The organism is Streptomyces sp. NPDC090106, from assembly GCF_044747265.1.
In the GTDB taxonomy this organism is placed as follows: domain Bacteria; phylum Actinomycetota; class Actinomycetes; order Streptomycetales; family Streptomycetaceae; genus Streptomyces.
In genome coordinates this window covers 511115-535591 of sequence record NZ_JBIVDS010000001.1, presented here as the reverse complement: position 1 = coordinate 535591, position 24477 = coordinate 511115, and the positions used below count along the sequence as shown (strand labels likewise).

Sequence of the window (24477 nt, the reverse complement as noted above, 5' to 3'; positions counted from 1 at the left end):
CCGCCGTTCAGTCGCCTCTGCGGCCCCGGTTCCCGGGCCGCGCCGCGACCCACGCGCGCACGGTGTCGGCGTACCAGTAGGGTTTGCCGCCCTCCACGTGGTCGGGGGGCGGCAGCAGCCCGTGCTTGCGGTACGAGCGCACGGTGTCCGGCTGCACCTTGATGTGCGCCGCGATGTCCTTGTACGACCACAGCCGTCGGTCGGTCATGAGCTGTACCTCCCCGCGCGCACCGCGGCGGCGACCGGGAACGGTCGTCGGGGGTACCGGGTGCTGCGCTGGTGATCACCAAGCCTGTGCCCGGTCAACGACGGAGAGTGACCGAGCGTGAGGGGCTGTGTGCCTGGTGTGACGAGGAACCCGCGTACACGCGACATGTGTGACACGAGGGGGGTGTTTGTGACACAAGCGCAGCAAAGGCGTACGCGGGCACACGGGCGGGGCGCGTTGACATCCCCGGTGCCCCGGCACACACAGGTGGGCCGCACCCGCTGCGCCGGGTACGGCCCACCTGCCTCCCCCGCCTCGTCGTGGCCTCAACGGCACGGCTGCCGGGGTTCACAGACTGCATTCAGCCAATGCCGCCGGTCTTGGAGAAAACCGCACCGCGCCCGGGGCCGAGCACCAGGCTCGTCGCCTCGCCGCTGATCCGGTCCCCTCCGGGCACCGCGCCGACGCCCCGCCGGGCGAGCGTGAACTCCCTCGGAGTGCACCCGGTCATGGCCTTGAACTCGCCACTGAGGTGCGCCTGGTCGTAGAACCCGCACACCGCCGCGGTCTCCGCCTGTCCGCGTCCCGAGGCCAGCAGCCGCCGGGCCCGCTGCAACCGCAGCACCCGTCCCGCCGCCTTGGGTCCCAGCCCGATCTGTTCCCGGAACCGGCTCTCCAGGTGCCGTACGCCCCAGCCGACGTCCTCGGCCAGCCGCGGCACGGGCAGCGTCCCGCCGGTCCGCACCAGTTCGTCCCAGGCCCGCACCACCCGCTCCGAGCAGCGCGGACCGCCCTCGGACCGGCGCGCCAGCACCTCGTCCAGCAGCCCGAACCTGGCCTCCCACGACGGCAGCGCGGCCAGCGCGGCGGCGAGTTCGCCCGCCCCGTCCAGCAACTCCTCCGGATCGACGGTCCGGTTCACCAGCTCGTGCTGCGGCGTCCCCAGCAGCGTGAACGCCGCCCAGGGCGCCAGCAGCACCTCGATCCCGGCCATCCGCCCGCTGTGCTCACCGAGCGCGGGCGTGGTCGTGGGTCCGCAGAGCACGGACACCAGGGAGTCCGGCGCCCGCCCGGCCCGGCTGATCCGCACCGGGTCCCCGAACCCGAGGACCAGGGTGGCCGCCCCGATCGGTGCCTCCAGCCGCCGCCGGGGCCGGTTCAGCGCGAGCCGGAACCCGCGGTAGCTGAGCACGCCGGGGAGCAGCCGTGGATGAGGCGACCCGAGGGCGACCTCGGAGGATCCCCACGGGCCGTGAACCGCGCGCACACGTACGGGACTTGTCATCGGACCATGGTGGGCCCGGCCCGGGCGCGCGGGACAGGGCCGGGTGAGGATCGCGACCCGGGTTTCACAAACCGGGGTTCACCTTCCGGAGTTCACCTTGCGGGGGTCACGCCCCGCAGCTGCGCAGGAACGCCCGGGTGCGCCGCGCGATGGGCAGCGGGGTGTCCGGCGCGCACGGGTACATGTCCTGCTCGACGATCGCGAACAGGTCCACGTCCAGCTTCTGCGCGGCCTCCAGCACGGGACCCAGCTCGGGCACGCCGGCGGGCGGTTCGCACATCACGCCCTGCGCCACCGCGGGCCCGAACGGCGTCCCCTTGGCCCGTACGTCGGCCAGGATCTCGGGGTCCACCTGCTTGAGGTGCAGATAGCCGATCCGGGACCCGTAGGTCTCGATGAGCTTCACGCTGTCGCCGCCGCAGTACGCGTAGTGCCCGGTGTCCAGGCACAGCGAGACGAGGTCGGAGTCGGTCCCGTCCAGGAACCGGACGACGTTCTCCTCGGTGTCGACATGCGTGTCCGCGTGCGGGTGGACGACGATCTTCAGCCCGTACTCGTCCCGCACCCGCTCGCCGAGCCGCTCGGTCAGCGAGGTCAGGTTGCGCCACTGCTCGGGGGTGAGCTCGTTCGGCTCCAGCACCTCGCCCGTCTTGTCGTCCCGCCAGAAGGACGGGATGACGACGAGATGCCGGGCGCCCATGGCCTGGGCGAGCACCGCGTTGTCCGCGACGTGCGCCCAGGTCTTCTCCCAGACGCCCTCGCCGTGGTGCAGCCCGGTGAAGACCGTGCCGGCGGACACCTTGAGCCCGCGCCGCGCGATCTCCCCGGTGAGGATCTCGGGATCGGTCGGCAGATAGCCGTACGGGCCGAGCTCGATCCACTCGTAACCGGAGTCGGCGACCTCGTCGAGGAAACGCTGCCAGGGGACCTGCTGGGGGTCGTCGGGGAACCACACACCCCAGGAGTCGGGAGCCGAGCCGATCCGGATGCGGGACAGTGAGGACTGAGAAGGCTGAGGTGACAACGACGTCATGGCGGCAGCTTCCGTGGGTTTGGCAAGCGCTGTCAAGGTCTGGTCCGAATGTCTGGACAAAACATTGACAGGGCTCCTCGTGCGGGGCTACAAAGCCGGGGGAGAGCCGAAACGAAGGGAACTCGATGGCGTACGACCTGATCACCATGGGGCGGATCGGAGTGGACCTCTATCCGCTGCAGACGGGCGTACCGCTGCCCGAGGTGTCCTCCTTCGGCAAGTTCCTCGGCGGCTCGGCCGCCAACGTCGCGGTCGCCGCGGCGAAGCTGGGGCGGCGCACCGCGGTGATCACCCGTACCGGCGACGACCCGTTCGGCGTCTACCTCCACGACGAACTGCGCGGCTTCGGCGTGGACGACCGCTGGGTCACCCCCGTGGCGGGGCTGCCCACCCCGGTCGTGTTCTGCGAGATCTTCCCGCCGGACGACTTCCCGCTGTACTTCTACCGGCAGCCCAAGGCCCCGGACCTGGAGATCGACGCCCACGAGCTGGACCTCGACGCCATCCTCGGCGCCCGGATCTTCTGGATCACCGGCACGGGCCTGAGCGAGGAGCCGAGCCGCACCGCCACACTGGCCGCCCTCGCGCACCGCGCCAAGGCGGGCACCACCGTCTTCGACCTGGACTGGCGCCCCATGTTCTGGAAGGACCCGGACTCCGCCCGGCCCTTCTACGCCGAGGCCCTCAAGCACACCACCGTCGCCGTCGGGAACCTCGACGAGGTCGAGGTCGCCACCGGTGTGCGCGAGCCGCGCGCCGCCGCGCAGGCCCTGCTGGACGCGGGCGTCGAACTGGCCGTCGTCAAGCAGGGCCCCAAGGGCGTCCTGGCCGTCGACCGCGCGGGCCGGGAGGCGGAGGTCCCGCCGCTGCCCGTCACCGTCCTCAACGGTCTCGGCGCCGGCGACGCCTTCGGCGGCTCCCTGTGCCACGGCCTCCTGGAGGGCTGGGACCTGGAGCGGATCATGCGCCACGCCAACGCGGCCGGCGCGATCGTCGCCTCCCGCCTGGAGTGCGGCTCGGCCATGCCGACCGTCGCCGAGGTCGAGGAAGCGGTCACGGCGGGGGCGGTCAAGTGAGCTCCCCCGTCGCCGTCGACCTCGCCGAGATCGTCCGGCTGCGCACCCGGCACCCCGAGGCGATCGCCGAGGCCGCCGCCCGCCGCACCCGGCGGCCCCTGGTCGGCGACTCCGGCCGGCTGATGATCGTCGCCGCCGACCACCCGGCCCGCGGCGCCCTCGGTGTCGGCGACCGCCCGCTCGCCATGGCCAACCGCGTCGACCTCCTCGAACGGCTGTGCCTGGCGCTGTCCCGGCCCGGTGTCGACGGGGTCCTCGCGACCGCCGACATCCTCGACGACCTGCTGCTGCTCGGCGCGCTGGACGGCAAGGTCGTCATGGGCTCGATGAACCGCGGCGGCCTCCAGGGCGCCCGCTTCGAGGCCGACGACCGCTTCACCGGACACCGTCCCGAGGACATCGAACGGCTCGGCTTCGACGCGGGCAAGCTCCTCCTGCGCATCGACCACGACGACCCGGGGTCCCTGACCACCCTGGAGTCCACGGCCCGCGCGATCGACGCGATGGCGTCCCGCCGACTCCCGTTGTTCGTCGAGCCGTTCATCAGCCGCCGCTCCCCGGAGGGCAGGCTGAAGAACGATCTGTCCGCCGAGGCCGTCATCCGGTCCATCGCCATCGCCTCGGGCCTGGGCGGCACCTCCGCCTACACCTGGCTGAAGCTGCCCGTCACCGAGAACCCCGACGACATGGCCGAGGTCATGGAGACGTCCACGCTCCCGGCCGTGCTGCTCGGCGGCGAGGTCGGGCAGGACCAGGACGGCGCGTACGAGAAGTGGCGGGGCGCCCTGCAACTGCCCACCGTGCGCGGTCTCGTGGTCGGCCGCTCACTGCTCTACCCGGCGGACGGCGACGTGGCCGCCGCCGTGGACACCGCTGTCGGACTGCTGTGAGGGTGGCATGAGCCAGGATCTGTACGTTCCCAAGGGTGCCTCCAGCAACGCGCGGTACACCGTGGACATCGACCCGAAGCGGGCCGGATGGACGTACTGCGCCCTGCGGATCGTCGACCTCGCCCCCGGTGACACGCATGCCTTCACCACCGGGGACAGCGAGTGGATCGTCCTTCCTCTGGAAGGTGGATGTACGGTACAAATCGAGGGAAAAGAGTTTCAACTCCTGGGTAGGGAAAGCGTGTTCGCGTCGGCTTCCGACTTCGCGTACGTGCCCCGGGACGCCCAGGTCCAGATCGCCTCCGGCGCGGGAGGCCGCTTCGCCCTGGCAGGAGCGAAGTGCGAGCGACGACTCCCCGCCCGCTACGGCCCCGCGCCGGAGGTTCCCGTCGAACAGCGCGGCAGCGGCACGCAGTTGCGGCACGTCCGCAACTTCGCCTCCGCCGACGCCTTCGACTGCGACAAGCTCATCGCCGTCGAGGTCATCACGCCCGGCGGCAACTGGTCCTCGTACCCGCCGCACAAGCACGACGAGCACCGGCCCGGCGTGGAGGCCGAGCTGGAGGAGATCTACTACTTCGAGATCGACGGTCCGAACGGTTTCGGCTATCAGCGCGTATCCCCTTCCCGTGAGGGCGGTTCGGACGTCCTCGCGGAGGTCCGCTCCGGCGACGCCGTCCTCGTCCCGGACGGCTGGCACGGTCCGTCGATCGCCCAGCCCGACCACGACATGTACTACCTGAACGTGATGGCCGGACCGGGTGGGACGAGGGAGTGGCGGATCTGCTTCCACCCGGACCATTCGGAGGGTTATCGATGACGACCCGGCTGACCGTCGCACAGGCGCTCGTCCGCTTCCTGGCCGCCCAGTACACCGAACGTGACGGCGTACGGCAGCGGTTGATCGCCGCCACCTGGGGCATCTTCGGCCACGGGAACGTCGCCGGACTGGGCCAGGCACTCCTCGAGCACCTCGACGAGATGCCGTACCACCAGGGCCGCAACGAGCAGTCCATGGTCCACGCGGCCGTGGGCTACGCGCGTCAGTCGAACCGTCTCTCCACCCACGCGGTGACCACCTCGATCGGCCCCGGCGCCACCAACCTGGTCACCGGCGCCGCCCTCGCCACCGTCAACCATCTGCCGGTGCTGCTGCTGCCGGGTGACGTCTTCGCCGCCCGGCCCGCCGACCCGGTCCTCCAGCAGCTCGAAGTGCCCCACGCGGCCGACATCAGCGTCAACGACTGTCTGCGCCCGGTCTCCCGGTACTTCGACCGCGTCACCCGCCCCGAGGCCCTGATCCCCTCCGCGCTCGCCGCGATGCGCGTCCTGGCCGACCCCGTCGAGACCGGCGCCGTCACCCTCGCCCTTCCGCAGGACGTCCAGGCCGAGGCGTACGACTGGCCCGAGGAGTTCTTCGCCGACCGCACCTGGACCGTACGCCGCCCCGGCGCCGACCCGGCCGCACTCACCGAGGCGGTACGCCGGATACGCGCGGCCCGGCGCCCCCTGGTCGTCGCGGGCGGCGGAGTCCACCACAGCCGCGCCGAGGAGGCCCTCGCCGCGTTCGCCGCGGCGACCCGCATCCCCGTCGCCTCCACCCAGGCGGGCAAGGGCTCCCTGCGCCACGACCACCCCCAGGACGTCGGCGGCATCGGCCACACCGGCACCGCCACCGCCAACGAACTGGCCCGCACCGCCGACCTGGTGATCGGCGTCGGCACCCGCTGGACCGACTTCACCACCGCCTCCGGCACCCTCTTCGCCGCCGACGGGGTCCGCTTCCTCAACCTCAACATCACGCCCTTCGACAGCCACAAGCTCGCCGCCACCGCGCTGGTCGCGGACGCCCGCGGCGGCCTGGAGGCGCTCACCGGGGCCCTCCTGGCGGACGGGCACCGCGTCGAGGACCCCTACGTCGCCGAGTACACCGAGGACAAGGCCCGCTGGGAGCACCGCGTCGACGCCTGCTTCGAGGCCGACGAGATCGACGTCCGGCCCACCCAGCCCCAGGTCATCGGCGCGCTGGACGCCCTCGTCGACGAGTCGGACGTGATCGTCAACGCGGCCGGCTCGCTCCCCGGCGATCTGCACAAGCTGTGGCGGACCCGCTCCAGGGACCAGTACCACCTGGAGTACGGCTATTCCTGCATGGGCTACGAGATCCCGGCCGCGATCGGCGTCAAGATGGCCGCACCCGAGCGCACCGTCTGGGCGCTCGTCGGCGACGGGACGTATCTGATGATGCCCACGGAGATCGTGACGGCCGTGCAGGAGGGCCTCGCCATCAAGGTGCTGCTCGTCCAGAACCACGGCTACGCGTCCATCGGCGGGCTGTCCGAGACGGTCGGCGCCGAACGGTTCGGCACCGCCTACCGTCACCAGGCCCCGGACGGCACGTACACCGGGGCCCCGCTGCCCGTGGACCTGGCCGCCAACGCGGCGAGCCTCGGCATGCGCGTGCTGCGCGCCAGGACCGTCGAGGACCTGCGCGGCGCGCTCGCCGAGGCACGGGCCGCCGACACTCCCACTTGTGTCTACGTGGAGACCGAAACGGCAGACACAGTGTCGGGCGCGCCGCCCGCGCAGGCCTGGTGGGATGTACCTGTGGCCGAGACCGCGACCCGACCGTCGGCGGTCAAGGCCCGCGAGGAGTACGACCGGCACGTCTCCACCCGACGCCGCCATCTGTGAAGGAGCAACTGGGCATGACGAAGATCGTCAACCACTGGATCGGCGGGAAGTCCGTCGAAGGCGCGTCGGGTTCGTTCGGGCCGGTCACCGACCCGGCCACCGGCGCCGTCACCACCAAGGTCGCGTTCGCGTCGGTCGACGAGGTCGACGCCGCCGTGCAGTCCGCCAAGGACGCCTTCGCGTCCTGGGGCACCTCGTCGCTCGCCAAGCGGACCACGATCCTGTTCAGGTTCCGGGCGCTCCTGGAGGCGAACCGGGACGCGATCGCCGAGCTGATCACCGCCGAGCACGGCAAGGTGCACAGCGACGCGCTGGGCGAGGTCGCGCGCGGCCTGGAGATCGTCGACCTGGCGTGCGGGATCACCGTGCAGCTGAAGGGCGAGCTGTCCACCGAGGTCGCCAGTCGCGTGGACGTCGCGTCCATCCGCCAGCCGCTGGGTGTCGTCGCGGGCATCACGCCGTTCAACTTCCCGGCGATGGTCCCGATGTGGATGTTCCCGATCGCCATCGCGACCGGCAACACCTTCGTGCTGAAGCCGTCCGAGAAGGACCCGTCGGCCTCCCTGAAGATCGCCGAGCTGCTGGCCGAGGCCGGTCTGCCCGACGGTGTCTTCAACGTCGTCCACGGCGACAAGGTGGCCGTCGACCGCCTCCTGGAGCACCCGGACGTCAAGGCCGTCTCCTTCGTCGGCTCGACCCCCATCGCCCGCTACATCCACACCACCGCCTCCGCGAACGGCAAGCGGGTCCAGGCGCTCGGCGGCGCCAAGAACCACATGCTGGTCCTCCCGGACGCCGACCTCGACGCGGCGGCCGACGCGGCCGTCTCCGCGGCCTACGGCTCCGCCGGTGAGCGCTGCATGGCCATCTCGGCCGTCGTCGCCGTCGGCGCGATCGGCGACGAGCTGGTCGCGAAGATCCGCGAGCGCGCCGAGAAGATCAAGATCGGCCCCGGCAACGACCCGGCCTCCGAGATGGGCCCGCTCATCACCAAGGTCCACCGCGACAAGGTGGCGTCCTACGTCACCGGCGCGGCGGCCGAGGGCGCCGAGGTCGTGCTCGACGGCACCGGCTACACCGTCGAGGGTTTCGAGGACGGCCACTGGATCGGCATCTCGCTCCTCGACAAGGTGCCCACGACCGCCAAGGCCTACCAGGACGAGATCTTCGGCCCGGTCCTGACCGTGCTGCGCGTCGACACCTACGACGAGGGCATCGCGCTCATCAACGCCTCGCCCTTCGGCAACGGCACCGCGATCTTCACCCGGGACGGCGGCGCCGCCCGCCGCTTCCAGCTGGAGGTCGAGGCCGGCATGGTCGGCGTCAACGTCCCGATCCCGGTCCCCGTCGGCTACCACAGCTTCGGCGGCTGGAAGGACTCGCTCTTCGGCGACCACCACATCTACGGCAACGACGGCACGCACTTCTACACCCGCGGCAAGGTCGTCACGACCCGCTGGCCCGACCCGGCCGACGCCCCCACCGGTGTCGACCTGGGCTTCCCGCGCAACCACTGAGCGACGGACACGGAGCCCGGGCGTCCTTCGCGGCGCCCGGGCTCCGTGCCGCCTACTGCTCCTGCATGTCCTTGAGCGCCTGGGACATGTCGGCGGTCTCGGCGGCCGGGGGAGCCTCGACCTCGGCCGTCTCGCCGAACTTCTCGAAGTCCATGGTGACCGTCATGGCTCCCATTCCCTCCTTCAGCCGGACCGGCAGGTCGTCGGCGCCGACCCAGACGTCCATGGAGATGGAGGAGGCACCGCCGGTCATCGAGCCCGCGAGGGTGTCCTCGTCGCCGAGGGCGTCCGCGAACCTGCCCATCTGCTGCTCGCCGAGCACGGCACGGTAGTGCGTCGTGCTGCGCCCGTCGACGGTCTCCTCGCCGAGGTCGGTGACGTCGTCGGCGTACTTCAGGCCCTTCATGGACGCCGACGGGCTGCCGTTGCTCCCGCTCAGCGCCTGGGCGCCGGACTCGCCGAACACGGCCGAGCCGTCGATCTTCATCCACTCCTTGCCCGCGAGGGGGCCGGAGGGCTGCGGGTCGACGTCGTAGTAGTAGGCGCCGTCCACGAACAGGACACGGATCGAGGGGTCGTCCGTCAGCGTCTGCATCTGCGCGGCGGCGGTGTCCATCTCGACGTCGTACGCGAACCCGTCGCCCCAGGAGTAGAGGCCCTCCATGGTGACCGGGGCGCCGGTGCCCAGGTCGGTGGACATCCTCACCTGGGCCGATCCGACGTCCTCGGTGCGGTCCGTGGCGCGCGCCAGGGCCGCCATGATCACGTCGGTCCGGTCGACCGCCTTCGCCGCCTCCCCGACCGACGCGGCGCCGCAGGCCGTCGTCGTCAGCAGTGCGGCCGCCGTGATCCCCACCCAGGCAGCCGTGTGCGTCGCCTTCATCCGTCCGTCCCCGTCCCCACCCGCAGATGCTGTGATTCGACTGTGTGTTCTGTGTGCCCGAGGACTCTATCGGCCGCCACCGACATCGCCGCGACAGGATTTTTTCGCCTGGGGCCCTGCGGTTCCCGCACTCTCCAAGACCGGTGAGCGGTACGGCGGAAACGACGTATACGAGTCCTCGACGCCGCTCCGATCTACTGATTCCGTAGGTAAACACCCATTGACGCGACGGTTTCCGCCGGGATTGCATGCACCGCATCCGCTGCACGAGTCGATCGGAACCGCGCATGACCGACACGCTCCGCCCTGTCGAGACCGCCGCCCCCCAGGCGCCCGACAGTCCCCAGACGCTCAAGCGTTCCATCGGCGTGGTCGGCGGCACCCTGCTGACGCTCTCGTGCGTCACCCCGGCATCCACGCTCTTCGTCGTCGTGCCCGACCTGTTCGGCTCGCTCGGCACCGCCACCGCCCTGACGATCGCCATCGGCTCGATCCTCTGTATCGCCGTGGCGTTCTGCTACTCCGAGCTCGGCACCCTCGTTCCGAGCGCGGGTGGCGAGTACGCCATGGTCTCCACCCTGGCCGGACGTCTCGCGGGCTGGCTGGTCTTCGTGCTGTCGCTGCTGGTCGTGATGATCGTGCCGCCGGTGATCGCGATGGGCACGGCCGACTACCTGGCCCCCGTGATCCACCTCGACCCGTCGCTGGCGGGCGCCGGCGTGATGCTGCTCGCCACCCTCGCGGGCCTGCTCGACCTGCGCGCCAACGCCTGGATCACCGGCGTCTTCCTGGTCCTGGAGGTCATCGCGGCGGCGGTCGTCGCGGTCCTCGGCTTCGCCCACGCCGAGCGCGGGCCCGGCAGCCTGGTCTCCATGGAGGTGGCGGGCGCCCACGGCCGCACGGACACGGTCACGGCGATGCTCGTCGTCTCCGGGCTCGCGATCGCCCTCTTCATCACCCAGGGCTTCTCCACCGCCGTCTACCTGTCCGAGGAGCTGGAGAACCCGCGCCGCAACGTCGCCCGCACGGTCCTGGCCACCCTCGCCATCTCCTCGGTGATCATCCTGGTCCCGGTCGTCGCGATCACCCTCGGCGCCTCCGACCTCCAGGCGCTCACCGGCGGCGACATCGGCGCCATGGTCACGGCCTGGTCGAACTCGGCGGTCGGCACCTTCGTGAGCCTCTGCGTGGCCCTCGCGATCATCAACGCGGGCATCGTCATGGTCATCCAGAACTCCCGCGTCCTGTTCGCCTCCGCCCGCGACAAGGCCTGGCCGGGCCCGGTCAACACGGTCTTCGCCCAGCTCGGCCGCTTCGGCTCCCCCTGGGTCGCCACCCTCGCCGTCGGCATCCCCGGCGCGGTCCTCTGCTACGTCAACCTCGACACCCTGTACGGCATCACCGGCGTCTCCGTGACCGCCATGTACCTGCTGGTCGCCGTCGCCGCGCTGCTCTCCCGCAAGGGCGCCCACCGGCACACCGCCGCCTGGCGGATGCCGCTGTGGCCCGCGGTGCCCGTCCTGCTGATCGTCGTCCTCGCCTACATCCTCAGTCAGCAGGAGACGGGCTATCTGCTGTGGACCGGCGGCATCACGGCCGCGGCCACCCTCTACTGGGCGCTCTACCTGCGCCCGCGCGCGGCCACCCGCTGGCTGGTCTCGGTCCCGGAGGACGTGAGCTGACGCACGCCGGCCCGTGCGGATCGCCCCGCAGGGGCGAGTCCGGGGCGCGGGGAACCGCGCGACCGGCCACGACGGTCCCGCACCCGGCGACGAACCCGCACACCCTCCCGCCCCCTCAGGCGCCCACCCCCACCACCAGATCCCGCAGCCGCTCCACGTACAGCCGCATGCTTTTGTACGCCACGTCCGTGTCCGGGTAACGGCAGGCGAACCAGATGCCCTCGGGCAGCCGGTTCAGCCACACGCACACCTGGTCGCCGTACGAGACCCGGATCAGCCCGTAGGCCGCCGTCGCGTCCCACCCCTCGGCCCCCGGCAGGGACCGCGCGTCGGTGAACGACACGATCGAGTACAGATCGGGCGAGGTGGGCCGGAAGTCCGCGCCCAGCAGCCCCAGCACCCGCGCGAGCGGCATCCGGGACAGCGGGCGCGCGGCCCGCAGCTGCGTCTGCACACAGGCCAGGGCGCTCGGCAGGTCCGGGGGCACCGGCACCTCGATCGGCGCCCCGCCGACGTACCAGCCCACGGAGTCGGACCACTTGGACTTCACCCGGGTGTGGAAGGGCACCACCGTCCGGTACACCGACGTCCCGCCGATCTCGCCCACGATCAGGGCGGTGGCCGCCAGCGCCCCCACCAGGCTCCCGCCGTACGGCCGGCAGTACGCCTCGAAGGCGGCGGCCTCCTCGGGCCCGACGAGCATCTCGCTCATCATCCGCTGCGGCGGCAGCGGGTCACCCGGCGTCAGCCCCAGGTCGACGGGGAACGTGGGCAGCGTCCCGTCGCAGCGCCGGATGAACTCCCGCCAGCGCCCGACGGTCTCGTGGTCCGCGTCGATGAGGTCCGCGTCCGCCCGCTCGCTCCGGCAGAAGTCGATGTAGCTGCTCACCGGCGCCTCCTCGGCCGCGCCGCCGTCCGCGTACAGCTCCTGGATCTCCGCCGGGATCCGGTAGATCGAGTACGCGTCGACGTTGCTGTGGTCGAACGCCATGTACACGCTCGTCGAGTCGTCCCGGACGACCGCCGCGTAGATCAGGTTGGGCCAGCGCAGCGCGTCCGCGGCGACGTCGAAGCGGTCCTGGAGGTGCGCCGTCAGCTCCGTCGCGTCCGTGAACTCCCTGACCTCCTCCCGGTGCAGGGACACGTCCCCGGGATCGAGCGTGAACCGCCGCAGCTCGTCCCCGTCCGCACGGAACCCGCTGCGCAGCGTCTCGTGCCGCAGGGTCCACCCGCGCAGGGCGCCCTCCAGCCGGTCCAGGTCGACGGGTCCGGGGAGGTCGAAGGCGGCGCCGAGCCAGGTCGGGACGAACAGCCCGTCCTCGCGCACGCTCCGCGCGGTCCTGATGTGGGACTCCTGGATGTACGCCGGTGGCCGGGTGTCCTCCGGCAGCCCTCGCGCCACCGCGACGGTCGCCGGACTGAGCGTCCACTCCACGAGCCGTCCGGGCCGGATCTCGCAGCGCTGGATGTCGGTGATGCGCACGGGGCGTCTCCATTCGCAAAGGGGCTGACCCTCAAGCGAAGACCGCGGCGCGCGCGGACACGATCGCTTTCCCCGGTTTTCCATGCATCGAGTGGTGCATCGAACATGGTTCCCCGTACTTCGGACGCGGTACGCGCGAGGACGCGTGTACGCCCCTGGGAGGTCGCCGGGTTCCGTCTGCGGTCGATAACTCCCCGACAGTTTCAGCCCGTACCGTTGAGGCATGGATCTTCGACTGCGAGGACTGCCGCGGCGGTCCCGGCGACTGCTGGCCGCCGGGGCGGCCGTCGTCGTGCTCGCCGGTGCCGGCACCTGGACGGCTGCCGCCTCCGACGACCCGCCCCCGGTCAGCGCGAGCGACCGGGTCATGGCGGTGAACGGCGTCCGCATCGACACCTCGTACTTCACCTCCGGCGGCTCGCAGCGCCGCCCCGCCGTCCTGCTCGGCCACGGCTTCGGCGGCAGCAAGGACGACGTCCGCGAGGAGGCCGAGGACCTGGCCCGCGACGGCTACGCGGTGCTGACCTGGTCGGCCCGCGGCTTCGGGAAGTCGACCGGCAAGGTCGGGCTCAACGACCCGGACGCCGAGGTCGCCGACGTCTCGAAGCTCATCGACTGGCTCGCGGACCAGCCCCAGGTGCAGCTCGACAGGGCGGGCGACCCGCGCGTGGGCATGGCGGGCGCCTCCTACGGCGGCGCGATCGCCCTCCTGGCCGCCGGGCACGACGACCGCGTCGACGCCATCGCCCCCGCGATCACCTACTGGAACCTCTCCGACGCCCTCTTCCCGAACGGTGTCTTCAAGAAGCTCTGGGCCGGCATCTTCGTCAACTCCGCGGGCGGCTGCGACAAGTTCGAGTCGTCCATCTGCGCGATGTACGACCGTGTCGCCACCTCCGGCACCCCGGACGCGGCGGCCGAACGCATGCTGGAGGAACGCTCCCCGTCGGCGGTCGGCGACCGGATCGACGTACCGACCCTCCTCTTCCAGGGCCAGACCGACTCCCTGTTCACCCTCGACCAGGCCGACGCCGCCGCGAGGACGATCAGCGCCAACGGCGCCCCCGTCGACGTCGACTGGATCGCGGGCGGCCACGACGGCGGCGACCTGGAGACGAGCCGCGTCCAGGCCCGCGTCACCGCCTGGTTCGACCGGTACCTCAAGAAGGACACCGGAGCCGACACCGGGCCCGCCTTCCGGGTCACCCGCACCGGCGGCGTCGACTCCACCGACGGCGCCGCCCAGTTGCGGGGCGCGACCGACGACACCTACCCGGGCCTGGAGAGCGGACGGACGTCCGTCGCCCTGACCGGCCGCCCCGAGCAGCGCGTCACCAACCCGGCCGGCGCCAACCCGCCCGCCGTGTCCGCGCTGCCCGGCCTCGGCGGCGCGGGCCTCGGACAGCTCTCCTCGCTCGGCGTCGGCGTCTCCCTCGACTTCCCCGGCCAGTACGCGTCCTTCGAGTCCGCTCCGATCACCGACGACCTCCACATCACCGGCGCCCCCACCGCCACCGTCCACATCGAGTCGACCTCGGACGACGCCGTCCTGTTCGCCAAGGTCTACGACGTCGGCCCGAACGGCACCCAGCAGGTGCTGCCGTCCCAGCTGGTCACCCCGCTGCGCGTCGAGGACGCCCGGGGCGGCAAGGACGTCACGGTCACGCTCCCCGCGATCGACCACGACATCGAGCAGGGCCACCGGCTCCGCCTCGTCCTCGCCTCCACCGACCTCGGCTACGCCTCCCCGGCCGCCCCGGCGACGTACACCGTCTCCCTCAAGGGCGACCTGTCCGTCCCGACCGCGCCGGGCGTGCGCACGGACGCCGCGGCCCTGCCCTCCTGGGTGTGGTGGCTGCCCCTCGCCGGCGCCGCCCTCGCGCTGGCCCTGCTGGTGACCGGCCGCCGCCGCACGGCCACGCCCGCGCCGGACCCGGAACTCGCCGAGGTGCCCCTCCAGATCACCGACCTCAGCAAGAAGTACGCGGGCGGCGACCGGTACAGCGTCCGCGACGTCACCTTCCGTGTGGACAAGGGCCAGGTCCTCGGCCTGCTCGGCCCCAACGGCGCCGGCAAGACCACCACCCTGCGGATGCTGATGGGCCTCATCAAGCCCGACGGCGGCGAGATCCACGTCTTCGGCCACGCGATCCGCCCCGGTGCTCCGGTGCTGTCCCGAGTCGGCGCGTTCGTCGAGGGCGCGGGATTCCTCCCGCATCTGTCGGGGCGCGAGAACCTGGAGCTGTACTGGGCGGCGACCGGCCGCCCCGCCGAGGACGCGCATCTGGACGAGGCCCTGGAGATCGCCGGGCTCGGCGACGCGCTGGCTCGCGCGGTGCGCACCTACTCGCAGGGCATGCGCCAGCGCCTCGCCATCGCCCAGGCCATGCTGGGCCTGCCGGACCTGCTGATCCTCGACGAGCCGACCAACGGCCTCGACCCGCCGCAGATCCGCGAGATGCGCGAGGTGATGATCCGGTACGCGGCCCAGGGCCGGACCGTCATCGTCTCCAGCCATCTCCTCGCCGAGGTCGAGCAGACCTGTACGCACCTGGTCGTCATGGACCGGGGCCGGCTCGTCCAGGCGGGCCCGGTCGGCGAGATCGTCGGCTCCGGCGACACCCTGCTCGTCGGCACGGCCGCCCCCGTCGAGGAGCCGGTCGTGGAGAAGGTGGCCGCGCTGCCCGGCATCGCCTCGGCGATCGGCACCGACGACGGCATCCTCGTCCGCCTCGACGCCGACGGCACCGCGCAGCGCCTGGTCGCCGACCTCGTGCGTCTGGAGGTGCCGGTGCGCTCCGTCGGCCCGCACCGCCGCCTGGAGGACGCGTTCCTGACCCTGATCGGAGGTTCCGCATGAGCACCGGCACCGGCACCGTCGCCGCCGAGACCGCCTCCGGCTACCGGACCCGGGGCACACTCCCGTTCCGTGTCGAGCTGCGGCGCCAGCTCAAGCGCCGCCGTACCCAGGTCATGTTCGCCATCCTGGCCGCGCTGCCGTTCGTGCTGGTCGCCGCGTTCGCGATCGGCGGCGAGCCCGGCGGACGCAACGGCACCATCACCCTGATGGACACCGCGACCGCGTCCGGCGCCAACTTCGCGGCCGTCAACCTGTTCGTGTCGGCGGGCTTCCTGCTGGTCATCCCGGTGGCCCTGTTCTGCGGGGACACGGTCGCCTCGGAGGCGAGCTGGTCCTCCCTGCGCTATCTGCTCGCCGCTCCGGTGCCCCGGGCCCGGCTGCTGTGGTCCAAGCTCGTCGTCGGGCTCGGGCTGAGCCTCGCCGCGATGGTCGCGCTGCCGGTCGTGGCGCTCGCCGTCGGCACGGCCGCCTACGGCTGGGGCCCGCTGGAGATCCCGACCGGCGGCTCCCTGGACACGGCGACGGCGACCCAGCGCCTCCTGATCGTCGTCGGGTACGTCTTCGTCTCCCAACTGGTCACCGCCGGGCTGGCGTTCTGGCTGTCGACGAAGACCGACGCCCCGCTCGGCGCGGTCGGCGGCGCCGTCGGCCTCACCATCGTCGGCAACGTCCTGGACGCCGTGACCGCCCTCGGCGACTGGCGCGACTTCCTGCCCGCGCACTGGCAGTTCGCCTGGGCGGACGCCGTGCAGCCCACTCCGGAGTGGTCCGGCATGATCCAGGGCACCGCCGTCTCGGTAACGTACGCGCTCGTGCTGTTCGCGCTGGCCTTCAGGGGTTTCGCCCGCAAGGACGTGGTGTCGTAGGTCAACGGAAGATCACCCACCGGTCTCGGAACCCGTCCTCCGTGCCCTCATCGAGACTCTTCCGCAACGCTCCGTAGCGCACGTTCCGGCCCCCCGCCCCGTCACAGTCACAAGAAGTCGACGTCAACGGGATCAGGGGGCACGGAAGATGGAGCGGTATCGCATACGCACGGCTCTGCTCGCCGTCACCGCGGCGGGTGGCCTGCTGCTGACGGGCTGCGGCGGGGGAGACGACCGGGGGTACGGCTCGGACGGCTCCCAGGACACCAGCCGCGGCAACGGCGGCTACGCGCAGCCCCCGGACGGGAGCCGGGACGAGTCGGGCACCGACGCCGACTCCCGCGAGGTGGCTCCCGAGCCCGATCTCACCTCCACCTTCGCCCTCGACGTCGACACCGCCTCCTACGGCTACGCCCGCCGTACGCTCTTCGAGGGCCGGCTCCCCGACCCCTCGACGGTCCGCCCCGAGGAGTTCGTCAACAGCTTCCGCCAGGACTACGACCGTCCCGGCGGCAACGGCTTCACGGTCACCGTCGACGGCGCCCGCACCGACGAGGACGACTGGTCCCTGGTCCGCGTGGGCCTCGCCACCCGCGCGGCCGAGAGCGAGGACGAACGGCCGCCCGCCGCGCTGACGTTCGTCATCGACATCTCCGGCTCGATGGGCGAACCCGGCCGCCTGGACCTGGCCAAGGACTCCCTCGACACGATGACGGACCAGCTCCGGGACGACGACTCGGTGGCCCTCGTCACCTTCAGCGACGAGGCCGAGCGCGTCCTGCCGATGACCCGCCTGGACGGCAACCGTGGCGAGGTCCACGACGCGATCGCCGGCCTGGAACCCACCGAGTCCACCAACCTGGGCGCCGGCGTCGAGACCGGCTACGAGACCGCCGAGGACGGACTGCGCGAGGGCGCCACCAACCGGGTCGTCCTGATCTCCGACGCCCTCGCCAACACCGGCGACACCGACGCCGACACCATCCTGGAACGCATCGCGGGCGAACGCCGCGAACACGGCATCACCCTCTTCGGGGTCGGCGTCGGCAGCGACTACGGCGACGCGCTCATGGAGCGGCTCGCCGACAAGGGTGACGGCCACACCGCCTACGTCTCCGACGACGAGGACGCCCGCGAGGTCTTCGTCGAGCAGCTCCCGCGCAACATCGACCTCACCGCCCGCGACGCCAAGGCCCAGGTCACCTTCGACCCCGGCACCGTGCGCGAGTACCGCCTCGTCGGCTACGACAACCGCCAGGTCGACGACGAGGACTTCCGCGACGACAGCGTCGACGGCGGCGAGGTCGGCCCCGGCCACACCGTCACCGCCCTGTACGCCGTGCGCACCAAGGGCGGCGCCGACGGTCACCTCGCCACCGCGAGCGTCCGCTGGCTCGACCCGGAGACCCGCACCCCGCACGAGGAGTCGGGCCAGTTGGAGACCGACGCCCTCGACGACGACGTGCGCGACGCGAGCACCCGCTTCCAGGTCACCACCGTCGCCGCCTACTTCGCCGACGCCCTGCGCTCCTACGGCGCCGAGTACCGCAGGCTCCCCGGCGCCCAGTCCCTCGGCGAACTCGGCGACCACGCGCACGACTTGGCGCGCAGCACCGAGGACGAGGACGTCGAGGACCTCGCGAACGCCATCGACCGCGCGGAGGGCCTGCGCGACTGACGGGCCTCGGGGAACGGCCGGTGCCGGACCCATTGACCTTTCCTTACGCGTGAGTAAGTTACTTCCCAGTCGGAGCCGACCGGGGAGCCGTGATGGGCGTACGCAAGGATCTGAAGCGGGCCGGACGCCGTACCGACCTGGCCTCCCGCGCGAGGACGGAGACCGTCAGGGACGCGCACGGTGTGGTGCGCGAGGCCCGCACCGCGCCCCTCGCCCCGCCGCCCACCGGCTCGGTCGCCGACATCCCGTTCACCAACGCCGCCGAGGCGCCCGACGCGGTGGTCCTGCGCCGAAAGCGCGGGACCGCCTGGCAGCCCGTCACCGCCGCCGTCTTCGCCCGCGAAGTCACCGCCGTCGCCAAGGGGTTGACCGCCGCCGGACTCGAACCCGGCGGCCGGGTCGCCGTGATGTCCCGCACCCGCTACGAGTGGACCGTCCTGGACTTCGCGATCTGGGCGGCGGGCGGCCAGGTCGTCCCCGTCTACGCCACCTCCTCCGCCGAGCAGGTGGAGTGGATCGTCCGCGACTCCGGCGCCCGCCACGTCGTGACCGAGACCCCGGAGAACTCCGCGACGGTGACCGCCGCCACGGCCGGGCACGAACAGCCGCCCCGCGTATGGGAGGTGACGTCGGGCGCGCTGGCCGACCTCACCGCCCTCGGCGAGGACGTCCCCGACGAGGAGGTCACCAAGCGCCGCACGGCCCTGACCCCCGACACCGTCGCGACCCTCTGCTACACCTCCGGCACCACCGGCCGTCCCAAGGGCTGCGTCCTCACCCACGCCAACCTGCACGCCGAGGCCGCCAACACCGTCGAACTGCTCCACCCCGTCTTCCAGGAGGTCACCGGCCAGACCGCCTCGACCCTGCTCTTCCTCCCGCTCGCGCACATCCTCGGCCGCACCCTCCAGATCGCCTGCCTGAGCGCCCGCATCGAGATCGGCCACTGCCCGAGCATCCAGCCCGACGAACTCCGGCCCGCGCTCAGGGAGTTCCGCCCGACCTTCCTCGTCGGCGTCCCGTACCTCTTCGAGAAGATCCACGCGACGGGCCGCGCCACCGCCGAGAAGATCGGCCGCGCCGCGTCCTTCGACCGCGCCGACCGCGTCGCCGTCCGCTTCGGCGCGGCCTCCCTGAACCGCTTCCTCGGCACCGGCAAGGGCCCCGGCCCCGCCCTGACCGCGGCCTGGGCCCTGTACGACCTGCTCGTCTACCGCCGCATCCGCAAGGAGCTCGGCGGCCGGACCCGCTACGCCATCAGCGGCGGCTCCCCCCTGGACCGCGACCTCAACCTCTTCTTCTACGCCGCCGGGATCATCGTCTACGAGGGCTACGGCCTCACCGAGACGAGCGCGGCGGCCACCATCGTCCCGCCGCTCGGACCCCGCCCCGGCACGGTCGGCCGGCCCGTCCCCGGCACCGCGATCCGGATCGCCGCGGACGGCGAGGTCCTCGTCAAGGGCGGCATCGTCTTCGGCTCCTACTGGAACGACCCGGCCGCCACCGACGCCGTCCTCGCCGACGGCTGGTTCGCCACCGGCGACCTCGGCGCGCTCGACGACGACGGCTACCTCACCATCACCGGCCGCAAGAAGGACATCATCGTCACCTCCGGCGGCAAGAACGTCTCCCCGGCCGTCCTGGAGGACCGGCTGCGCAGCCGCGCCCCGGTCGGCCAGTGCCTCGTCGTCGGCGACAACCGGCCCTTCGTCGCGGCCCTGATCACCCTGGACCCCGAGGCGCTCGCCCACTGGCTGACGGTCCGCGGACGCCCCGCCGACACCCCGCTCGCCGACCTCGTCGAGGACCCCGGCCTGCGCGCCACCGTCCAGAAGGCCGTCGACCACGCCAACGCGGCCGTCTCCCGCGCCGAGTCCGTCCGCGCCTTCACCCTGCTCGACGACGGGTTCACCGAGGACAACGGCATGCTCACCCCGTCCCTGAAGGTCAAACGGCACGCGGTCCTCGCGGCGTACGCGCAGCACATCGAGGCGCTCTACCGGAAGTGACCGGGAAACACGACGGCGGGCCACCGGAGAACCGGTGACCCGCCGCGGAGGCGATCCGAGGATCAGCCGTTGGCCGCGCCGTTGCCGGAGAGGGCCGAGATGTCGTCCAGGATGTGCGACAGCGGCTCGTCGCCCTTGGCCTGGGTGGAGTTCTCGACGCACTGCTGGTTCTGCGGGGCCGACAGGATCGGCACGTCCTGGAGGACACCGACGGCGGCGACGCCGACGAGACCCTGCAGGTTCAGCTTCGCAGGCAGGCCGACACAGGGCTTGTTCAGCGAACCCTGGACCAGACCGAGCTGCGGGCTCATGTCGCCGAAGGTCGCCGAGTTGCCGAACTCCTGCGAGGCGCCGTTGCCGCTGGCGGACGTGGTGCCGTTGTCGTCACCGATCGCCATGGCGGGCGAGCCGGCACCGACGACGGTGGCGGCGATGGCCGCGGTTGCCCACAGCTTCTTCATGTTCATTCCCTTCGAAAAGCGGACTCCGGTGAGGAGCTGCATGATCGTCAACGCCCCGACCCCGGGTGGGGTTGCGCTCTTTGCCCCGATTGGCGCAGCGCGGACCCGAACGCTCCGAGCGCCCCCGTGGTGCGCTCACTCGCAGGCCAGGCGGCTGCCGCGCACCGGTCCGTAGCCCTTGAGGCCGGGCGGGTCCTTCGGCACCGGGTCGGCGGAGGCGGCGAGCAGCGGCCGGTCGGCGCGGAGCGTGCGGAACACGGCGTCGGCGCGCTCCCGGTCCCAGGCCAGCGTCGATCCGACGTCGGGCCGCGTCTCGTTGAACCCGGCGATCGGCACGGTGGTGAACTCGACCGACCTGGCCGGGACCTTCCGCAGCTCGCCCGCGAGCTTCACCAGCTCCGGCGCCGTGAAGCCCTGCGGCCCGGAGCCGAGCAGCGTTCGCGCCATCCGGGCCGAGCGCACCGGGTCGGAGAGCAGCCCGCGCGCCTGCACCCCGCGCAACGCCTGGACGAGGAAGCGGTGCTGACGCTGGATCCGGCCGAGGTCCGCGCTGGTGTCGACGTGCCGGGAGCGCACGTACTGCAACGCTGGCCCGCCGCTCAGCTTGTGCCTGCCGGGCCTCAGGTCGATCTTGGTCGCCGAGTCCCGCAGCCGGCGCGGGGTGCACACCTCGACCTCGCCGACGTCGTCGACGGTGTCGATGAAGCGCCGGAAGTCCACCTGGAGATGGCGGTCGATCCGTACGCCGGTCATCGACTCGACCGTGCGCACGGTGAGATCGGGACCGCCCTCCGCGTAGGCGCCGTTGATCTTGGCGGGGTGCGGGCCGAGCTCCTCGCCGGTCGCCTCGTCGCGGTGGGGCGGGACGTCCGCGTAGGAGTCCCGCGGCAGGCTCACCACGCTCACCCGGTCCCGGCGGGCGGAGAGGTGCACCAGCATCAGCACGTCGGTGCAGCCGCAGGGCCGGCCGCCGGCGTGGAACTTCTTCTTCTCGGCGGCGGAGATGGTGTCCCGCTCGTCGGTGCCCATCAGCAGGACGTTCAGCGCGCGCGGGGCCCGCTGATGCTGCGGGGGGAAGGCGAAACCGCCGAGCAGGGTCGCTCCGGCGGCGAGGAAGGTCAGGGGCAGCGCCAGCCGTCGCAGGCGTGCGGGGTGGGGGAGGGGGGACTGGGAAGAAAGGGTTCTCTTCAGCGTCACCCGCGCAACGTAGAACAGCGGGCCGCCGGGTGACCGGCGGCCCGCTGACGGGGTGCGCAAATGCAGCCCCAGGGCTCAGTGGACGAGCCCTCGGCGTGCTCAGTGGTTGGCGGCGCCGTTGCCGGAGAGGGCCGAGATGTCGTCCAGGATGTGCGACAGCGGCTCGTCGCCCTTGGCCTGGGTGGAGTTCTCGACGCACTGCTGGTTCTGCGGGGCCGACAGGATCGGCACGTCCTGCAGCACGCCGACGGCCGCGAGGCCGACGATGCCCTGGAGGTTGGCCTTCGCGGGCAGGCCGATGCAGGGCTTGTTGAGCGAACCCTGGATGAGCGCCATCTGCGGGCTCATGTTGCCGTACGTGGCGGAGTTGCCGAACGACTGGTGCGCACCGTTGCCGCTGGCCGAGGTGGTGCCCTCGTCGTTGCCGATGGCCATGGCGGGGGAGGCGACGCCCACGACGGAAGCGGCGACCGCGGCGGAAGCCAGAACCTTCTTGATCACTTGCTAGTTCCCTTCAGGAGAAACCCCGACCACCGGAGCGCTCTGGTCAACTGCCGCACGGCGGCTTGGTTGCTGCCATTCACTCCGATGGCCCAAACGGAATTTCCGGCGGCCCCCGAGGGCCTGAGGGCCGTTCGGGTGAAGCGTCGAAACCAAACTCCACGGACCGGGTTGATGCGGGAGCAGGAGCATGCGTCGTGGTGATGCATCAGGAAAGGAAATTCACATGCTGAAGAAGGCAATGGCCGCCGCGGCGGTCGCCGCGTCCGTCGTGGGTGCCGCGTCCCCCGCCATGGCCATCGGCGATGACACGGGCACCACCTCGGCGAGCGGCAACGGCGCCCACTCGGCGTTCGGCAACCAGGTCACCAAGGGCGACATGAGCCCCCAGGCCACGCTCGTCCAGAGCTCGCTCAACAAGCTCTGTGTCGGTCTGCCCGCCAAGGCCAACGCGCAGGCCATCGTCGGTGTCCTCGCCGCCGTCGGCGTCGCCCAGGACGTTCCGGTCCTGTCCGCCGCGCAGAACCAGCAGTGCGCCCTCAACGCCACGCAGGGCAAGGGCGACGAGCCGCTGTCGCACCTCGCCAACGACCTGTCGGTGCTGGCGGGCAACGGCGTCGGCAACGGCTGACCGTTCACCCCGGAGGACCGTCCGGGCGGTTCCGCGTTCTTCTCGCGGACTGCCCGGGCGGTGTTTCACGATCTCGTTCCGCATTTCCCTTCCTGTTGCCTTCTCCGCCACTCAGGCGAATGGTTTCTGCCCATATGGATGCCAAGTGTCCATTCTGTGAAGGCGTTCGAGTGAATTCCCAGGCGACGCATGTTCCGTAGTTTCTTCGCCTGTCTATCCCTCGTTTTACAGCCTGCAGGTCACGTCATTGGGGCATGACCGCAGAGAAGGGAATGTTCATGAAGAAGAGCGCTGCTGTCGTCGCTGGAGCGATCATGGCCCTGGGCATGGCCGCCCCGGCCTTCGCGGACGCGGGCGCCGAGGGTGCCGCCGTGGGTTCGCCGGGCGTCCTGTCCGGCAACGTGATCCAGGTCCCCGTGCACGTCCCCGTCAACGTGTGCGGCAACTCCATCAACGTCATCGCCCTGCTGAACCCCGCGTTCGGCAACACCTGCGTCAACGACTGACGACGTAACGCACCAGCCGTCTCCGGCTGAGTGACAGCCGGCCTCGGACTGCCTCCGCGCGTTCCGAGGCCGGCTTTTCCCACTTCTTCAAGCAGGAAGACAACGAGATTGCGACAGACCCTGAGTAGGGGAATGGTCGCGGCCGCAGCCGCGACGAGCATTCTGTCCCTGTGTGGCACCCCCGCCGTGGCCGATTCGGACGCGGGCGGGGCCGCCAAGGGTTCGCCCGGCGTCCTGTCCGGCAACAACGTGCAGGTCCCGGTCGACGCCCCGGTCAACGCGTGCGGCAACACCGTCGACGCCGTCGCGCTGCTGAACCCGGCGTTCGGCAACTCCTGTGACAGCGGCTCCGGTCCGGGCAGGCACCGGCATCACGGGGACGCGTACGGAGGCGACGACTCGGGCTCCGGGTACGGAGGTTCCGGGTACGGGGGCTCCGAGTACGGCGGGTCCGGCCCGGACTGGGGCGGCCCCTCCGGCTCCTCGTCCCACGGCGGCTCCGGGGACTCGCCCGGCGTCGGCTCCGGCAACCACGTCGACACGCCCGTCGACGTGCCGGTCACCGTGTGCGGTGACTCGGCGGACGTGATCAGCGGGGGCAACCCCGCCTACGGTGACGACTGCGGCAGCACCCCGCCCCCCACCGGCGGTGACGAGACGCCCACGCCGACACCGACGCCCACCCCGCCCACGGGTGGTGACGAGACGCCGACGCCCACGCCCACCCCGCCCACGGGGGGCGACGAGACGCCCACCCCGACGCCGCCGACCGGGGGCGACGAGACGCCGACGCCGAGTCCGACGCCGCCCGTCCAGCCGGACCAGTCCCCGCCGCCCGGCCCGCACGGTCCGCCGCCCTCCCTGCCCGACACCGGCAGCAACAGCCGCGCCCTGCTCGGCCTGTCCGGTGCCAGCGCCCTGCTGATCGCGGGCGGGGCCGTCCTGTACCGCCGGGGCCGAGCCGCGTCCCACCGGTAGAAGCGCACCGGGTGCCGGACGACCGCGTCCGGCACCCGT

General features: G+C 71.9%; 21 protein-coding genes. 13 read left to right on the top strand and 8 right to left on the bottom strand.

Translation table 11 applies throughout. The features are described 5' to 3' along the window. Positions 1 to 7: 7 nt before the first annotated feature. From ACIPSE_RS02410 to ACIPSE_RS02400, 3 genes are all read right to left on the bottom strand, one after another. Positions 8 to 208, bottom strand: coding sequence for an AlpA family transcriptional regulator (locus tag ACIPSE_RS02410; protein WP_215205232.1), 201 nt, complete (start codon positions 206 to 208; stop codon positions 8 to 10). 361 nt (positions 209 to 569) lie between these two features. Next, entirely contained in the window at positions 570 to 1370 is an 801-nt protein-coding gene (locus ACIPSE_RS02405) for a helix-turn-helix domain-containing protein (RefSeq protein ID WP_401657638.1), read from the bottom strand. A gap of 229 nt (positions 1371 to 1599) precedes the next feature. Beyond that, on the bottom strand, positions 1600 to 2526 hold the full coding sequence (locus tag ACIPSE_RS02400) for a sugar phosphate isomerase/epimerase family protein (protein WP_401656511.1): 927 nt from the start codon (positions 2524 to 2526) through the stop codon (positions 1600 to 1602). A 125-nt stretch (positions 2527 to 2651) separates the two neighbouring features. On the opposite strand from ACIPSE_RS02400, the gene iolC reads away from it, so the two are divergent. Genes iolC through mmsA form a run of 5 tightly spaced genes read left to right on the top strand, consistent with a single transcriptional unit; the run spans position 2652 to position 8703 of the window. After that, positions 2652 to 3602, top strand: a complete 951-nt coding sequence (gene iolC / locus ACIPSE_RS02395; protein ID WP_401656509.1) for a 5-dehydro-2-deoxygluconokinase — start codon at positions 2652 to 2654, stop codon at positions 3600 to 3602. After that, entirely contained in the window at positions 3599 to 4492 is an 894-nt protein-coding gene (locus tag ACIPSE_RS02390) for a deoxyribose-phosphate aldolase (protein ID WP_401656507.1), read from the top strand. Before iolC ends, ACIPSE_RS02390 begins: the two co-directional genes overlap by 4 nt. 7 nt (positions 4493 to 4499) lie before the next feature. Continuing rightward, entirely contained in the window at positions 4500 to 5312 is an 813-nt protein-coding gene (gene iolB, locus ACIPSE_RS02385; RefSeq protein WP_401656505.1) for a 5-deoxy-glucuronate isomerase, read from the top strand. Continuing rightward, positions 5309 to 7186 carry a 3D-(3,5/4)-trihydroxycyclohexane-1,2-dione acylhydrolase (decyclizing) gene (iolD, locus tag ACIPSE_RS02380; protein ID WP_401656503.1) on the top strand — a complete coding sequence of 626 codons (1878 nt, stop codon included), beginning with the start codon at positions 5309 to 5311 and terminating at the stop codon, positions 7184 to 7186. The genes iolB and iolD overlap by 4 nt, the downstream gene beginning before the upstream one ends. Positions 7187 to 7200: 14 nt before the next feature. Next, positions 7201 to 8703 (top strand): CoA-acylating methylmalonate-semialdehyde dehydrogenase, encoded by a 1503-nt coding sequence (mmsA, locus tag ACIPSE_RS02375; protein ID WP_401656501.1) that lies wholly within the window; start codon positions 7201 to 7203, stop codon positions 8701 to 8703. A gap of 52 nt (positions 8704 to 8755) precedes the next feature. Here mmsA and ACIPSE_RS02370 read toward each other — a convergent pair whose 3' ends face one another. Next, positions 8756 to 9586, bottom strand: a complete 831-nt coding sequence (locus ACIPSE_RS02370; protein ID WP_401656499.1) for a hypothetical protein — start codon at positions 9584 to 9586, stop codon at positions 8756 to 8758. 287 nt (positions 9587 to 9873) lie between these two features. Here ACIPSE_RS02370 and ACIPSE_RS02365 point away from each other — a divergent pair, with 287 nt between their 5' ends. Next, positions 9874 to 11268: an APC family permease gene (locus ACIPSE_RS02365; protein ID WP_401656497.1), complete on the top strand. Its 1395-nt coding sequence runs from the start codon at positions 9874 to 9876 to the stop codon at positions 11266 to 11268. 115 nt (positions 11269 to 11383) lie between these two features. Here ACIPSE_RS02365 and ACIPSE_RS02360 read toward each other — a convergent pair whose 3' ends face one another. Further along, positions 11384 to 12751 carry a condensation domain-containing protein gene (locus ACIPSE_RS02360; protein ID WP_401656495.1) on the bottom strand — a complete coding sequence of 456 codons (1368 nt, stop codon included), beginning with the start codon at positions 12749 to 12751 and terminating at the stop codon, positions 11384 to 11386. 223 nt (positions 12752 to 12974) lie between these two features. Between ACIPSE_RS02360 and ACIPSE_RS02355 the strand changes: the two genes are divergently transcribed. The 4 genes from ACIPSE_RS02355 to ACIPSE_RS02340 all read left to right on the top strand — a co-directional run bounded on the left by ACIPSE_RS02355 (position 12975) and on the right by ACIPSE_RS02340 (position 20164). Next, positions 12975 to 15611: a CocE/NonD family hydrolase gene (locus ACIPSE_RS02355; protein ID WP_401656493.1), complete on the top strand. Its 2637-nt coding sequence runs from the start codon at positions 12975 to 12977 to the stop codon at positions 15609 to 15611. Then, on the top strand, positions 15608 to 16477 hold the full coding sequence (locus ACIPSE_RS02350; RefSeq protein ID WP_401656491.1) for an ABC transporter permease: 870 nt from the start codon (positions 15608 to 15610) through the stop codon (positions 16475 to 16477). Before ACIPSE_RS02355 ends, ACIPSE_RS02350 begins: the two co-directional genes overlap by 4 nt. A gap of 148 nt (positions 16478 to 16625) precedes the next feature. Beyond that, complete coding sequence (locus ACIPSE_RS02345; protein ID WP_401656489.1) at positions 16626 to 18155, top strand: von Willebrand factor type A domain-containing protein; 1530 nt, start codon at positions 16626 to 16628, stop codon at positions 18153 to 18155. Between the two features lie 92 nt (positions 18156 to 18247). Then, positions 18248 to 20164, top strand: a complete 1917-nt coding sequence (locus tag ACIPSE_RS02340) for an AMP-dependent synthetase/ligase (protein WP_401656487.1) — start codon at positions 18248 to 18250, stop codon at positions 20162 to 20164. A 62-nt stretch (positions 20165 to 20226) separates the two neighbouring features. Here ACIPSE_RS02340 and ACIPSE_RS02335 read toward each other — a convergent pair whose 3' ends face one another. The 3 genes from ACIPSE_RS02335 to ACIPSE_RS02325 form a co-directional block, all read right to left on the bottom strand. Continuing rightward, complete coding sequence (locus ACIPSE_RS02335; protein ID WP_401656485.1) at positions 20227 to 20625, bottom strand: rodlin; 399 nt, start codon at positions 20623 to 20625, stop codon at positions 20227 to 20229. 135 nt (positions 20626 to 20760) lie between these two features. Continuing rightward, entirely contained in the window at positions 20761 to 21822 is a 1062-nt protein-coding gene (locus tag ACIPSE_RS02330) for an LCP family protein (protein WP_401656483.1), read from the bottom strand. Positions 21823 to 21921: 99 nt separating this feature from the next. Next, on the bottom strand, positions 21922 to 22323 hold the full coding sequence (locus ACIPSE_RS02325; RefSeq protein ID WP_401656481.1) for a rodlin: 402 nt from the start codon (positions 22321 to 22323) through the stop codon (positions 21922 to 21924). A 226-nt stretch (positions 22324 to 22549) separates the two neighbouring features. On the opposite strand from ACIPSE_RS02325, the gene ACIPSE_RS02320 reads away from it, so the two are divergent. The 3 genes from ACIPSE_RS02320 (at position 22550) to ACIPSE_RS02310 (ending at position 24438) form a co-directional block, all read left to right on the top strand. Continuing rightward, the gene (locus tag ACIPSE_RS02320; protein WP_401656479.1) at positions 22550 to 22954 is read left to right on the top strand and encodes a rodlin; all 405 of its coding nucleotides are present in this window, start codon (positions 22550 to 22552) and stop codon (positions 22952 to 22954) included. Positions 22955 to 23232: 278 nt separating this feature from the next. After that, positions 23233 to 23460 carry a chaplin ChpD gene (gene chpD, locus ACIPSE_RS02315; RefSeq protein WP_401657636.1) on the top strand — a complete coding sequence of 76 codons (228 nt, stop codon included), beginning with the start codon at positions 23233 to 23235 and terminating at the stop codon, positions 23458 to 23460. 186 nt (positions 23461 to 23646) lie between these two features. Next, positions 23647 to 24438, top strand: a complete 792-nt coding sequence (locus tag ACIPSE_RS02310; RefSeq protein WP_401656477.1) for a chaplin — start codon at positions 23647 to 23649, stop codon at positions 24436 to 24438. Positions 24439 to 24477 lie beyond the last annotated feature (39 nt).

What these genes read in the sequence shown, in the direction of transcription:
- mmsA (WP_401656501.1), top strand. Translation starts at nt 7,201, where the DNA reads ATGACGAAGATCGTCAACCACTGGATCGGCGGGAAGTCCGTCGAAGGC.
- ACIPSE_RS02355 (WP_401656493.1), top strand. Translation starts at nt 12,975, where the DNA reads ATGGATCTTCGACTGCGAGGACTGCCGCGGCGGTCCCGGCGACTGCTG.
- ACIPSE_RS02335 (WP_401656485.1), bottom strand. Translation starts at nt 20,625, where the DNA reads ATGAAGAAGCTGTGGGCAACCGCGGCCATCGCCGCCACCGTCGTCGGT.
- ACIPSE_RS02320 (WP_401656479.1), top strand. Translation starts at nt 22,550, where the DNA reads ATGCTGAAGAAGGCAATGGCCGCCGCGGCGGTCGCCGCGTCCGTCGTG.
- ACIPSE_RS02400 (WP_401656511.1), bottom strand. Translation starts at nt 2,526, where the DNA reads ATGACGTCGTTGTCACCTCAGCCTTCTCAGTCCTCACTGTCCCGCATC.
- ACIPSE_RS02365 (WP_401656497.1), top strand. Translation starts at nt 9,874, where the DNA reads ATGACCGACACGCTCCGCCCTGTCGAGACCGCCGCCCCCCAGGCGCCC.
- ACIPSE_RS02340 (WP_401656487.1), top strand. Translation starts at nt 18,248, where the DNA reads ATGGGCGTACGCAAGGATCTGAAGCGGGCCGGACGCCGTACCGACCTG.
- iolD (WP_401656503.1), top strand. Translation starts at nt 5,309, where the DNA reads ATGACGACCCGGCTGACCGTCGCACAGGCGCTCGTCCGCTTCCTGGCC.
- iolC (WP_401656509.1), top strand. Translation starts at nt 2,652, where the DNA reads ATGGCGTACGACCTGATCACCATGGGGCGGATCGGAGTGGACCTCTAT.
- ACIPSE_RS02410 (WP_215205232.1), bottom strand. Translation starts at nt 208, where the DNA reads ATGACCGACCGACGGCTGTGGTCGTACAAGGACATCGCGGCGCACATC.
- ACIPSE_RS02345 (WP_401656489.1), top strand. Translation starts at nt 16,626, where the DNA reads ATGGAGCGGTATCGCATACGCACGGCTCTGCTCGCCGTCACCGCGGCG.
- ACIPSE_RS02370 (WP_401656499.1), bottom strand. Translation starts at nt 9,586, where the DNA reads ATGAAGGCGACGCACACGGCTGCCTGGGTGGGGATCACGGCGGCCGCA.
- chpD (WP_401657636.1), top strand. Translation starts at nt 23,233, where the DNA reads ATGAAGAAGAGCGCTGCTGTCGTCGCTGGAGCGATCATGGCCCTGGGC.
- iolB (WP_401656505.1), top strand. Translation starts at nt 4,500, where the DNA reads ATGAGCCAGGATCTGTACGTTCCCAAGGGTGCCTCCAGCAACGCGCGG.
- ACIPSE_RS02350 (WP_401656491.1), top strand. Translation starts at nt 15,608, where the DNA reads ATGAGCACCGGCACCGGCACCGTCGCCGCCGAGACCGCCTCCGGCTAC.